Source organism: Hymenobacter jeollabukensis, from assembly GCF_005771675.1.
Taxonomy (GTDB): domain Bacteria; phylum Bacteroidota; class Bacteroidia; order Cytophagales; family Hymenobacteraceae; genus Solirubrum; species Solirubrum jeollabukense.
This window is the reverse complement of record NZ_VAJM01000001.1, coordinates 780,382-792,943: the sequence shown is the minus strand read 5'-3', so window position 1 is coordinate 792,943 and position 12,562 is coordinate 780,382. Positions and strand designations below refer to the sequence as shown.

At 64.9% G+C, this 12,562-nt stretch carries 12 protein-coding genes; 4 read left to right on the top strand and 8 right to left on the bottom strand.

Annotated features, from left to right (window positions below):
* Positions 1-404: 404 nt before the first annotated feature.
* The 6 genes from FDY95_RS03440 to FDY95_RS03415 form a co-directional block, all read right to left on the bottom strand.
* A complete protein-coding gene (locus tag FDY95_RS03440) occupies positions 405-1,172 on the bottom strand; it encodes a hypothetical protein (protein ID WP_138075301.1) in 768 nt (255 codons plus the stop codon).
* A gap of 62 nt (positions 1,173-1,234) precedes the next feature.
* Positions 1,235-2,284 (bottom strand): proline iminopeptidase-family hydrolase, encoded by a 1,050-nt coding sequence (locus FDY95_RS03435; RefSeq protein WP_138075300.1) that lies wholly within the window; start codon positions 2,282-2,284, stop codon positions 1,235-1,237.
* 78 nt (positions 2,285-2,362) lie between these two features.
* The gene (locus FDY95_RS03430) at positions 2,363-3,457 is read right to left on the bottom strand and encodes a serine hydrolase domain-containing protein (protein ID WP_171025513.1); all 1,095 of its coding nucleotides are present in this window, start codon (positions 3,455-3,457) and stop codon (positions 2,363-2,365) included.
* A 229-nt stretch (positions 3,458-3,686) separates the two neighbouring features.
* Positions 3,687-4,421, bottom strand: coding sequence for a YebC/PmpR family DNA-binding transcriptional regulator (locus FDY95_RS03425; RefSeq protein ID WP_111476161.1), 735 nt, complete (start codon positions 4,419-4,421; stop codon positions 3,687-3,689).
* 130 nt (positions 4,422-4,551) lie between these two features.
* Positions 4,552-5,424, bottom strand: coding sequence for an SDR family oxidoreductase (locus FDY95_RS03420; RefSeq protein ID WP_138075298.1), 873 nt, complete (start codon positions 5,422-5,424; stop codon positions 4,552-4,554).
* A gap of 24 nt (positions 5,425-5,448) precedes the next feature.
* Positions 5,449-5,973 carry a hypothetical protein gene (locus tag FDY95_RS03415; protein ID WP_138075297.1) on the bottom strand — a complete coding sequence of 175 codons (525 nt, stop codon included), beginning with the start codon at positions 5,971-5,973 and terminating at the stop codon, positions 5,449-5,451.
* 158 nt (positions 5,974-6,131) lie between these two features.
* On the opposite strand from FDY95_RS03415, the gene FDY95_RS03410 reads away from it, so the two are divergent.
* The 3 genes from FDY95_RS03410 (at position 6,132) to FDY95_RS03400 (ending at position 9,719) form a co-directional block, all read left to right on the top strand.
* Positions 6,132-6,932 (top strand): N-formylglutamate amidohydrolase, encoded by an 801-nt coding sequence (locus FDY95_RS03410; RefSeq protein ID WP_138075296.1) that lies wholly within the window; start codon positions 6,132-6,134, stop codon positions 6,930-6,932.
* 263 nt (positions 6,933-7,195) lie between these two features.
* A complete protein-coding gene (gene hutF, locus FDY95_RS03405) occupies positions 7,196-8,500 on the top strand; it encodes a formimidoylglutamate deiminase (protein WP_138075295.1) in 1,305 nt (434 codons plus the stop codon).
* 382 nt (positions 8,501-8,882) lie between these two features.
* Entirely contained in the window at positions 8,883-9,719 is an 837-nt protein-coding gene (locus FDY95_RS03400) for a DUF4097 family beta strand repeat-containing protein (RefSeq protein WP_138075294.1), read from the top strand.
* A 327-nt stretch (positions 9,720-10,046) separates the two neighbouring features.
* Here FDY95_RS03400 and FDY95_RS03395 read toward each other — a convergent pair whose 3' ends face one another.
* Positions 10,047-11,102 (bottom strand): MBL fold metallo-hydrolase, encoded by a 1,056-nt coding sequence (locus FDY95_RS03395; RefSeq protein WP_171025512.1) that lies wholly within the window; start codon positions 11,100-11,102, stop codon positions 10,047-10,049.
* A 370-nt stretch (positions 11,103-11,472) separates the two neighbouring features.
* On the opposite strand from FDY95_RS03395, the gene FDY95_RS03390 reads away from it, so the two are divergent.
* Complete coding sequence (locus FDY95_RS03390; RefSeq protein ID WP_138075292.1) at positions 11,473-11,892, top strand: hypothetical protein; 420 nt, start codon at positions 11,473-11,475, stop codon at positions 11,890-11,892.
* A gap of 323 nt (positions 11,893-12,215) precedes the next feature.
* Here FDY95_RS03390 and FDY95_RS03385 read toward each other — a convergent pair whose 3' ends face one another.
* Positions 12,216-12,437, bottom strand: coding sequence for a hypothetical protein (locus FDY95_RS03385; RefSeq protein WP_138075291.1), 222 nt, complete (start codon positions 12,435-12,437; stop codon positions 12,216-12,218).
* Positions 12,438-12,562: the final 125 nt, after the last annotated feature.

Sequence of the window (12,562 nt, the reverse complement as noted above, 5' to 3'; positions counted from 1 at the left end):
TTAGGGAGAGGGGGAGCCACGGCGGCGCTGAGGGCCGGTAATGCAAAAGGGAAAGGGTGTTTTGCTTTGCGTAAGGGGTATTTCGTGTTGCGGAGGGGGTGTTTTGCACTCCGTAGGAGGTGTTACGGCTTGCGGAAGAGGTGTTTTACGCTGCGGAGGAGGTGTTTTGCTTTACGCACGGGGTGTTTCGTATTGCGGAGGAGGTGTTTTGGGCTGCGTAGAAGGTGTTTTCGACCTCTAACAAAGCGTTTTCAGAGGCAGGGGACAGGCTTACTTAGCTCGAATGGGTTTCGGCAGATTCCGGATAGTTTTTAGAAGGAGCTACCAAAGACCTTGCATGTGTCCAGTAGCCGTTCCTGAGCAGCAGTGGAGCTGCTTCTTCGCCAAGAGGCTGCTGGCTCTGGCTAATACCTAAAGGTGCGCTTCTCAACGAGCACCTTCTTGCCTTCGATCAACTCGTACTGCTTAGTCCAGGGGCCGCGTGGCGAATAATCGTAGTCATACTGCTGATTGTCGCCTTGTCCATCGATCCAGAATGTGACGGCCGGTTTGGGCGACATAGAGCGGGTTTCCTGAATCAAATGGCCGCGGTCGTTGTATTGGTGAGTCACCGTGGTGATGGTCGCGCCTTCAGGTTCGTAATCGGTGCGGCGGTTGGTTTCCTGTCCGGTGGCGTAGGTTATTTCGGTCAGCGACGCGGGCGCACGGCCCAAGCCGTGGGCTTGTGTGAGCTTGGTAGGGCGGTTGGCGGCGTCGAATTCCAGAAACCGGGCGATGTAGAGCGTATCGGTGTCGGTATAGCAAACTTCCAGCAGTACCCGGGACGAATCTGCGTTGTAGCGGTAGGTATTGTAGATGTTGTGGGTGGTGTTGGGGTGGTTGATGTCAAACGTGGTAGCCTGCCGGAGCACCTGGTGCCGACGGTTGTAGGTGTATATAGTAGTAGACAGGTGTCGGCGGCTGCGGTAGCGCTTTTCCTCGGTCGCATGGCCTTGGTTGTCGAATTGGTACAAAGCCCAAAAACCGGCAGGCCCCCGGCCAAATGCCTGTATTTTCAGGCGTTTGGCTCCCGGGAATCTTTCCTGCTCCACGTTGAGACTCTGCGCCCGGACTGAGGTCGTGGAAAGGAGGGCCAGACCGGCCACTAAGCTTAGGGCGTCAGTGGTGCGCATAAGGTATAGGGACTTGAGCTTAATCCAGGATAAGATCCTGCGGTACTTAAGGGGGAAGTGGCCTACAAAGACATTTTCTGCTCGCCCCGGTCCACCGCCAGCATCCACTTCGTGAGCCCGGCCATGTAGGTCGGCTGGTCGTCGTAGAAGCTCATGTGGCTGCCGTTGGGGCAGATCAGAGCGGTGCCGTGCTGCACCTTCCGGGCCACCATGCGCATGTGCTCGGGGTCCATGGTGTCGTACTTGCCGCCGATGCTGAGCACGGGCACCGTGAGTTTGGGCAGGTCGGCCACCCGGTCCCAGTTCACCAGCTTGCCCGAGGCGCCAAACTCGCTGGGGCCCTGCATGGTCACGTAGAGCGACTGATTGGTTTTGCCCAGGGAGCGGGCGGCCGGCTCGGGCAGGGGCACGCGGCAGAGGTGCTCGGCGTAGAAGTTGGGTTCCAGCAGCTGCATGTAGCGCGGGTTGTCGAAGTCCTTCCTGGCCTCGATCTGCCGGATTTCGGCCAGCACCTCGGGCTTGAGCTGCGGGGCCAGCACCTCGTCGGCGTACTTGTTGTAGGCCGGAATGCTCATCATCATGTTGGAAATGACGAGGCCCTTCAGGTGCTGCTGGTACTTCAGGGCGTACTCGGCGGCCAGGATACCGCCCCAGCTGTGGCCCAGCAGGTAGAAGTTGTCTTTGTCCAGCTGCAGGGCCTGGCGCACCTGCTCCACTTCCTCCACGTAGCGCGGCAGGCTCCACATGCTGGTGTCCTTGGGGTTGTCGGAGTTGCCGCAGCCGAGTTGGTCGTAGTAGATGAACTCGATGCCCTCCTGCGGCAGAAAGCTCTCCATACACTCGAAGTACTCGTGGGTGGCGCCGGGCCCGCCGTTGAGCAGCAGCAGCCGGATGCGCGGGTTGTGGCCGAAGCGCTTGGTCCACACGTTGAACGTGCCCTTGGGCGTGCGGATGGGAATGACCTGCACGCCGCCGGTCTTCACGCGGGCCGTGTCGCCGCTGAAGTAACTGGCGGGCGCGGCGGCGGCCGCATCAGCTGGTTTGGTTTCGGTGGGTGAGGAGCAGGCGGCGGCCAGCAGCAGGGCGGCGGGCAGGAGTTTGGTAAGGTGCATGGCGTAGGGCGGAGGAGAAGCAGAAGCCTAAACCTAGGGCTTTGCCGAGGCTATTCCTACTGCTGCGGGGGCCGCAGGTCAGTGCCGCTCCTGCAGCCACTGCAGGGCCCAGTATTCGTCGGGGCCGAGAAACAGGTTCAGGATCTGCGGGGCGGCGCGCAGGCCGTTTTCGCCGTTGGTGAGGAACACCACGCTCTCGCCGGTATCGGGGAAAACCAGGAAGAAGTTCTTGAAGTCCACGTTGTCGCCCCAGTGCCAGAGGGCGCGGCCGCGGCTGCTCTGCTGCAGGCCCACGCCCAGGCCCCAGCCCAGGTGCGCCCCGGCCGTGCCGGGCGGCCCGCAGTGCGCGGCCGGGCCGCTGGCCGTGAGCAGCAGCTGGTGGGTGGCGGGCTGCAGCCCGGTGCCCTGGGCCAGGGCCCGCACGAAGCGGCTGTAGTCGGTGGCGGTGCTCACGAGGCTGAAGGCGGCGCTGGGCTCGCGGAAGCGGCGGCGCAGGGTGGGCGTGCCGGTGCTGTCGTGGCCCGAGCAGAGGCGGCCGCTGAAGCGGGCGTCCCAGCCGAAGCTGCTGTCGGCCATGCCCAGCGGCCCGAACACCTCTTCCTGGGCCAGCTGCTGCAGACCCTTGCCGGTGAGGTGCTCCACCACCCGCTGCAGGTAGGCGTAGCCCTCGCCCGAGTAGTGCCACAGGCTGTCGGGGCGGTAGCGCAGTTGCAGCACGCCCTGGTTCCAGCGGGTAATCTTCGTGTCACCGTACTCGGCCCAGTGCGAGAGGCCGCTGGTGTGGCGCAGCACCATGCGGGCCGTGATGCGGGCAGCCACCAGCTGATTTTGCGGGTGCTTGTGCGGCAGCCCGTAGCGGGCCAGCGGCGCATCCAGGTCCAGCACGCCGCGGTCGACGAGGCGCAGCACCACGTAGGCAAACACCGGCTTGCTCAGCGAGGCGGCCTGAAACACGGTGTGGTCGTCGACGGCCGGTGCCTCGCCCTGGCACTGTACGCCCTGGCTGAGCGTGGTGGTGCGGCCGTCGGGGGCGGTGTAGGCCAGCTGCAGGCCCGGAATGTGGTACTGCTCGGTGAGGGCCAGGAGCAGGCGCAGCTGCACGGCCGCCACCGGCGACACCCGCAGCTGGGCCCGGACCGGCAGGCCGAGCAGCAGTAGCAATGCCAGGAGCACAGGCCGCATTCAGATGTGCCCTGGCTTTTCCAGCAGCACTCGTTTCCCCCCGCGTCGTACAATCAGAACCATTCGCCGGCATTCGGTATGCAGTGCTGAAAATACCGATTTGATTGGACCTTGCCAAGCCAGGCCTGGCCGGCCAAGGTTCGGGAGGCCCCAAAAACAAGCTCCCCCGCCGGCCAAGGGGCCAGCGGGGGAGCCTGCAACTTGCTGAACGTGGTGGGGCTTAGCCCAGGGTGTGGTACACGGCCTGCACGTCGTCGTCGTCCTCGAATTTTTCGATCAGGTTCATCACCTCTTCCAGTTGCTCGCCTTCCAGGTGCACGGTGGTGTTCGGAATGCGCTGCAGTTGGGCGCTGATGACGTTCAGCTGCTTCTGCTCCAGGGCCTTTTGCATCTGGCCGAAGTCGCTGAAGGCCGTTTCCACCACGATGTAGTGCTTTTCGTGGCCGTGCTCGTCTTCTTCCGAGTCCTCGTAGATGTCGTCGGCGCCGAAGTCAATCAGCTCCAGCTCCAGCTCCTCGGCGTCGAGGCCTTCGGCGGCCAGCTTGAACACGCCCTTGCGGGTGAAGGTGAAGTCGGAGGAGCCGGCCGTGCCCAGGGCGCCGTTGCCGCGGTTGAAGTACATGCGCACGTTGGCCACGGTGCGGGTGGGGTTGTCGGTGGCCGTTTCCACCACGATGGCCACCCCGTGCGGGGCGTAGCCCTCGTACACCACCTCCGAGTAGTTGCCTTCTTCCTTCGACGAAGCGCGCTTGATGGCGGCCTCCACGCGGTCCTTGGGCATGTTCACGCCCTTGGCGTTTTGCATGGCCGTGCGCAGGCGCGAGTTGGTGTCGGGGTTGGCGCCGCCTTCTTTCACGGCAATGACGATTTCGCGCCCGATGCGGGTGAAGTCTTTCGACATTCGGTCCCAGCGCTTCATTTTGCGGCCTTTGCGGAATTCAAACGCGCGTCCCATCTATCAGTGAAGTGGTGAAATGGTGATTTAGTGAGTTAAGCTCCGACAAACCGAGGGGCCGGCTGCCGAAGGGGCCGCAAGTTAGCCGAAAGCCCGGCCAAGGGCAACCCCCGGCGCGGCGAAGTCCGGCTTAGCGCTGCTCTTGGCGCCGGGGCAGCAGCCCGATGCTGCGGCCCAGCAGCCAGTCGAGCCAGCGGGCGGGCAGCAGGCGCGGCACCACCCAGGCCCGCAGCAGATCCGGCACGATGGCGTAGCGCACCCTGGGGCGCGGGGTTTCCAGGATGCCGACCAGCCGCTGGGCCACGTATTCCGGCGTCAGGCCTTCCCGGATGGTCTTCTGCACGTACTGCACGAAGCGCTGCGCCGGGCCGTAGTAGGGCGTGTCGCGGTAAGCTTCCAGGTCGATTCCCTTGTCCCAGATGGGCGTCCTGGTCACGCCCAGCCCGATCAGGATGACGTCGACGCCGAACAGCTGCAGCTCCCGCCGCCAGCTGGCCGAGAGGCCTTCCAGCGCGTGCTTCGAGCCCACGTAAGCCCCCACGAACGGCGCGGCCACCTGCCCGCTCACCGAGCCGATGTTGATGAAGCGGCCGGTCGTACCGGTGAAGTTCGGGCGGGCGCCCAGCAGCGGCAGAAACGCCTGCGTGACCTGCACCAGGCCCACCACGTTCACCTCGAAATGCTGCCGCACTACCTCGATGGGCTGGTAGAGCAAGGGCCCGCCGAAGGCCACGCCGGCGTTGTTGATCAAGGCCGTCAGCGGCGCGCCGGCCAGCTCGGCCTGCACCAACGCTACCGCCGTAGCAATGGCCGCCGGGTCCGTCACGTCGAAGAGCAGGGGCGTGAACTGCGGCCCCAGCGCCTGCTGCAACTCCTTGGCATCTGCCGGGCGGCGCACGCTGCCGAAGACGCGGTAGCCGCGCTGCAGCAACGCCTCGGCGGTGGCCCGGCCCACGCCGCTGGAAACGCCGGTAATTACGATGGTTTTCGGGCGGTTGCTCATGCCCGCAAGCTACGCAGCCGGGGCCTACTTGCCGGGGGTGGCCGGGGTCGTTGCGTCGGCGCCGGCCACCAGGGTATACACGCTGCGGCTGCCGGCCGGAAAGCCCTCGATGGTGATGACCAGGGCGCCCTGCTGGGCATCGTAGCGGTAGGTGCCGGTGTCGGTGCGGGGCTGGCCCTGCTTGGTGAGGTAGCGGAAGCGCAGGGCGTGGCCGCCGAGTAACTGGTACTCGCCGCTACGCTCAAACACGGTGGTTTTCGGGGCCAGCCCGATGCGCAGGCGCTGCTCGAAGCGGCCGTCGGGGCGCAGAGTGAGCGTGCCGCCCACGCCCTCGGCCACGATGGGCTCGGGGCCGCTTTCCGAGTCGTAGATCAGGAAGGAGAGGTAGGCATAGGTGGTGCATTGCAGGCTGCTGTCGGCAGGCAGCGCGGCGGTAGGAGGGAGGGGCTGGGCAGCGGGAGCGGCAGGGAGCGTCTGGGCCGCGGCCGGGAGCTGCCAAAACAGCCCGCCGAGCCCGAGCACCACGGCCAGCAACAGGCGGTAGGACATACGCAACAGGGAAAACGGCCGCTGCGGTCGGCAGCCGGCGTGCAAGTTACGGCGCTGACGGCTAGTGGGGCCGTGCGGGGGGCGTTGCGGCTTCCCGTTCGGCGGCCTTACCTTAGCCCGCCGGCCGCGCCCCTCATCGGCCCGCCTCATCCGCCCCCATGCAGCTTTTCGACCTCACCCACCCCGCCGAGCAGCGCCTGCCCATCGTCATCAGCGTGCCCCACGCCGGCACCGAGTTTCCCGACGACATCCAGGCCGAGCTGAAGTCCCACCTGCTGCCGCCCGACGACACCGACTGGTTCGTGCACCAGCTCTACGACTTCGCCACCGAACTGGGCATTCCCATTCTGCGCGCCCGCTACAGCCGCTGGGTTATCGACCTGAACCGCAACCCTGACAGCGCCCCGCTCTACTCGGACGGCCGGGTCATCACCGGCCTGTGCACGGCTACCACCTTCCTGGGCGAGCCGATTTACCAGGACGAGCGCACCGAAGTAGCCCCCGCCGACGTGGCCTGGCGTCGAGCCCTGTACTTCGCCCCCTACCACCAGGCCCTGCAGCGCCTGCTCGACGACACCCGGGCCCGCTTCGGTCGCGTGCTGCTCTGGGACTGCCACAGCATCCGCCGCCTGGTGCCCGCCATTCACCAGGGTCCCTTCCCCGACCTCATTCTCGGCTCGGCCGACGAAACCTCCGCTGCGCCCGCGCTGATTCAACAGGCGCTGCAGCAGCTCGGTAGCGGCGCGTACTCGCTGCAGCACAACCACCCGTTCAAGGGCGGCTACATCACCCGTCACTTCGGCCGTCCCGACATCGAGCAGCACGCCCTGCAGCTGGAAATGGCCAAGGACGTGTATATGAACGACGCCGAGCTGGCCTACGCGCCCGAGCGGGCCGAGCAAATCCGCGCCGTGCTGCGCCAAACGCTGCTCACGCTGGGGCAGAGCCTATTGCAGTAGTAGAACGACCCAAGAAGAACGTCATGTCGAGCTTGTCGAGACATCTCGCGTGCTTCGTTGAACGAGCAGAAAGAACGTCATGCTTCATCTGGCGTCCGCGCAGTCGAAGCATCTCTACCGCTTCGTCAGATAGTAAACTCAATACCTGCCATCAGCCCGCGAGGTTTCTCGATCCTTGCTTAATGCGCAACAAGCTCGACATGACGGCCGGTTGGCCCGTTCTTTTTGCCTGATGATTACAACCGCCCCACCCAACTCCCCGCATGCACTATTACCACTTCTCCGCCCTGCTGCTGCAATCCGGCTGGCTCCGTCCGGCCTACGTCGGCGTCGATGCGCAGGGCCTGATTCAGTATCTCTCCTCGGAAGCCCCCACGGAGCCCGGCGCCACCGTGGAAGCGGTGGCTGGCGCCGCGTTGCCGGGTTTTCAGAACGCGCACTCGCACGCCTTTCAGTACGGCATGGCGGGCCACGCTGAGCAGCACGAGCCCGGCACCCGCGACGACTTCTGGAGCTGGCGCGAGGCCATGTACGCCTGCGCCGAAACCTTCTCGCCCGAGCAGAACGAGCAGGTAGCCACCACGCTCTACCGCCACCTGCTGCGCAACGGCTATACGTCAGTAGTCGAGTTTCACTACCTGCACCACGACCCCACCGGCCGCCCCTACGCCAACCTGGCCGAAATGGGCGAGCGGCTGGTGGCGGCTGCCCGCACCGCCGGCATCAAAATCACCCTGGTGCCGGTGTTCTACCAGAAGGGCGACTTCGGCCGCGAGCCGGCGCCCCGGCAGCGCCGCTTCATCTCGCCGGATCTGGAGGCCTACCTGCGCCTGCTCGACGCCAGCCGCCAGGCCGTGACGCACTACCAGCGGGCCCGCCTGGGCTTCGGCGTGCACAGCCTGCGGGCCGTGGAAGCCGCCGACGTGCTGGCCACTCACGCCCAGGGCCCGCAAGACCTCCCGTTTCACCTGCACGCCGCCGAGCAGACCCTGGAAGTGGAGCGCAGCCTGGCCCACCTCGGCGCCCGCCCGGTGGAGTGGCTGCTCGACCACCTGCCCCTCGACGAGCGGTTTCACCTCGTGCACTGCACCCACATGACGCCCGACGAAACCCGCCGCCTGGCCCAGTCGGGCGCCCAGGTGGTGCTCTGCCCCGGCACCGAGGGCAACCTCGGCGACGGCATCTTCCCGCTGGTCGACTACGCCGCCGCCGGGGGGCGCTGGTCCATCGGCACCGACAGCCACATCAGCCTTAACCCGCTGGAAGACCTGCGCTGGCTCGACTACGGGCAGCGCCTGATTAACCGCCGCCGCAACACCTTCGCCGACGGCGCCACCACGCTGGTCGACACCACGTTCTTTGCCGGGCAGCGCGCCGCCGGCCGCCGCGTGGCCGACTACTTCGCCCTGGGCCAGCCCCTCGACGCCGTCGTCTACGACCTGCAGCAGCCGCTGCTGGCCCAGGCCGGCACCCAGCACCTGCTGCCGGCCCTCGTCTACACCACCGACCCGTCGGCCGTGCTTGGCACCTTGGTGGATGGTCGGTGGGCTTACCGAGCCAGGGAATAGGAGGGGGGTGTTACGAAGAGATTAAGGAACGAATTAAACAGAACGTCATCCTGAGCGAAGCGAACCGAAGGTCGACGTAGTCAAGGAGCTTCCTCGAAGCTTGCACCGCCGCTGCCTATTAACGAGCAGACGCTAATCGTCACAACCACAAAAAGCGCAGCCACCAGCCCGATAAGTAAGCGTCGGTGGCTGCGCTTGTTAGTTGGTGCGAGGTGCGAAGAAGGTCCTTGACTACGTCGACCTTCGGTTCGCTTCGCTCAGGATGACGGAAGGAGAGGCACTGAAAAAAATATATACGAAAAATTTCGTTGTATCTGCAACTGCGGATATTCCGGCGTCGTCAGTAGGGCAACATTCCAAACCACACAGCCCTTCTGACGCTATGAAGACCCTGCTTACCGCCCTGCTGCTGAGCACCGCCGCCCTTGCCGCCCGCGCCCAATCGGCGCCCGCCTTCACCTCCACCTGCGAGGAGGGCAAGTGGGGCAACTCCGAGCAAAAGCGCTACTGCGAAACCCGCGACCTGACCCTGCCGGCCATCAAATCGGGCCAGCTGACCGTAGACGGGGGCCACAACGGCGGCATCTCGGTGAAAGGCTACAGCGGCTCCGAAATCCGGGTGCGGGCCAAGGTGCAGGCCTGGGCCAAGGACGAAGCTACCGCCAAAGCCCGCGTGGCCGACATGAAGGTGAGCACCGAGGGCAACACCCTGCGCGCCGCCGGCTCCGACGGCCGCGGGCAGAACGACGGCTACGCCGTCAGCGACGGGGGCTACGCGGTGAGCTACGAAATCTTCGTGCCCGAGAAAACCGCCCTGGCCCTGAGCACCCACAACGGCGGCATTCACCTCGAAAACCTGCGCGGCCCGGTGAGCTTCCAGGCCCAGAACGGCGGCGTGAGCATCCTCGGCGACGGCGGCGACGTGAAGGGCCGCACCCAGAACGGCGGCCTGAGCATCACCCTCACCGGTAGCAAGTGGGACGGGGCCGGCCTCGACGTGGCCACCACCAACGGCGGCATCAACTGGAAGCTGCCCGCCGATTATTCGGCCCAGTTTTTCACCAGCACCGTGCACGGCCCCATCCGCACCGACTTCCCCTCCAACGTGCAGGGCTCGGTCAGCCGCTCGGAAGTAGCCGTGGCCCTGGGTAAGGGTGGCGCGCCGGTGAAGGCCGTCACCACCAACGGCGGCGTGACGGTCAGCCGCTCCGGTAAATAAAAAATCGTATATTCCCAATCCGCTCACATACACAAGTCCGGGCCGTTCCGCTAGCGCGGGGCGGCCCGATGTATGGGACGGCCAACGAAAAGCCCCCGCGCTTCAGCGAAGCGCGGGGGCTTTTCCGGTTTTCAGGCCAGGCCAGGATGTATGGCCTAATTATCCTGGAAGGTCATTCCGAGCATGTTGCGCATCAAGCAAGGATCGAGATATCCCACTCAATAGTATTCTGCTCGTTGAACAAGATTTACTATCGTCCATCAGCAAGCGTTATGTCGAGCGCAGCCGAGACATAACGCTTGCTGAAATAGCTCTACCTATAGACCCTTAATACCGTATTTCCTTGTACGGATACTCGTCCGAAGCCGGCTCGCAGGAAGCCTGGCCGGACTTGCGGGCCCGCCGGGCGGCCAGGTCGTATACCTTGGAATTTTTCTTGGGCTCCTTGGCCGGCTTGTGGCCGTTGGATTTGCCGCCGCGGCTGAGCAGGGCTATGCCCACGGCCGCCAGAGCCACGCCCGCCCCGACCAAGGCGGCCTTGGCCGGCAGGGTGTCTTTGGGCGCGGGCGGCAGGTACTGTACCCCGGCGACGTCGATAACGGCCGGATCGGTGACGTAGCGACCGTGCGCGGGCATGGGGAAATGGTTGGCCAGCTGCCGCAGGTCGACCGATGCTTCGGCGCCCTGGATAACCGGCCCGTGCCCGCAGCCGATGGCGTGGGGCACCAGCGCAGCCAGGGTCTGCACCGAGTCGCGCACCTGCTGCCAGTTGTAGTTGAATGGCGCGCCCGCTACGCTGATTTTCGGCAGCTGCAGCAGCAGCGAGGGCACCGATTCGTGGTTGGCGGTGGCAAAGGCATCGGCGCCGAGCAGGGTGCGGTCTTCCTCGCGGAACAGAGCTATCTGGCCGGGGGCGTGGCCGGGCACGTGCAGCCAGCGCCAGCCGGGCAGGAAGGGCGTTTCGTCGTTGTCGGTGGCCAGGGGCTGCACCACGTCGCTGAGCTGGAACGACTGGGGCGGGAAAAACCGGGACACGAAAGCCAGCGTGCCGCCGCCGTCCACGGTGGGGTCGGCGGGCGGGTACACGGCCTTGCCCTGCAGGAAGGGCAGCTCCAGCGGGTGCGCCAGCACCGGCACGTGCCAGTGCTCGGCCAGGGCCCGCGCCGAGCCGGAGTGGTCCATGTGGCCGTGCGTCAGGATGATGGCCGTGGGGTGGGTGCCGGGGTAAAACAGCGCGTCGGCGGCGGCAATGATGTCTTTTTCGGAGCCCGGCAAGCCGGTATCGACCAGCACCCACTCGCCGGGGTTGCTGCTTTCGACGAAGTATACGTTGACAAAGCGTTGGATCTGGAGCTGGGTGACGCCAGCGGCTACCTGGTTCATCGGGTTCGGGTGTTTGGTGTAGCGTGGAGTACGCAGCTTGGCCGCTGGCGGGTGCATCTGGGAGCAATTACCGCCACGCGGATGCCCGTAGCCACGCGGCGCCGTCAGGACAACCCAGAGCGGATAGGTGGCGCTACGGCAGCAATGGTTTGATACGCTAATTGAATAGATAAATCCAATAAATAATAAATATGTCATCATTTTTCGATCATATAATTTTGATATAAAAAGTTTTGTTTGGATTTTGGTTGTGCGTTTAACCCTGGCCAATAGTCCGAGCGTAGGAGTTACAGCCCGTTGAAGTCTTGCCCCGTTTCGCCACAGCGGCTGCCGGACCCGTCGTTTTCCAATGCCATCAACCATTTCCACCATGTCCGCCACCCTTACCCGTTTCCTGATCTGCGCGCTGCTGCTGCTGGGCAGCAACCTCTGCTTCGGCCAGAGCCGCGCCGCCGAATCCCTGCTGCGCCAGGCCGAAGAGCTCGACCGCGCCGGCAAGCTGGACGCTGCCACCGCCGCCTACCAGCGGGCCGAGCGCGCCTTCAACCAGGCCAACGACTACAACGGCCGCCAAAAAGCCATGACCGCGCTGGCCGCCCTCTCGGAACGCCAGGCCAATCAGCTGCTCAGCAGCGTTGGGGCCAGCGAAATGGCCTCAACCGCCCCGGCGAGTGCTGCACCTGCGGCGGCGCCGGCTGCCGCCGCGCCCTCTGCCCCGGTCGCCAGCCCGGCTCCCGCCGACAAAGCCGCTTCCAGCCGCCCGGCTGCACCCGCCGCCCGCCTACGCTGATGGTGCTTTAGGGTGTATTTCGGCGTTGGTGATGCTTCATCTGGCGTCCGCTTGTCGAAGCATCTTTACTGCTTCGCCTGAAAATAAGCTCAACGAAGCGGTAGGGATGCTTCGACAAGCGCAGATAAAGCATGACGTTCTAGAGGCGTTTTCAGCGAAACCCAGATGTTTTCTTAGCTCAAGTTGGCCCTACCCGGACTTCTGCGGCCGGCGGTGGCCCCTGAAGCCGATGACTCGTTAAGCAGACCCCGCAAAAAACGGCAAGCCCCACGTCAGTGAGACACGGGGCTTGCCGTTTTTGGGTACGTATGGGTCCGGAATGCCTATTGCCCGGCCATGGTGTCTGGCATGGCATTGTTGGTGGGGGCGCCCGCGTCGGTGCGCACCGTATCGACTTTGCCTTCGTCGCCATCGGCGTTGCCCAGGCGGGTGCTGGTCATGGTCGAGCCGGAGGCGTTGCCTTCGGCACCGTTGGTTTTGCTTTCGTCGCAGGCGGCCAGGCTCAGGGAGGCAGCGGCCCGGGCCAGGAACAGGACTCGTTTCATCGCGTTGGATCGGTGTCGGTTGTGGATTGTTTTCCTGGGTAAACGTACGCCGGCCGCGCTGGTTGGCCCGGCCAAACGAAGCGGACCCGCGGGCGCGGCGCCTGCCCGCGCCGCAAGCCTCGTCG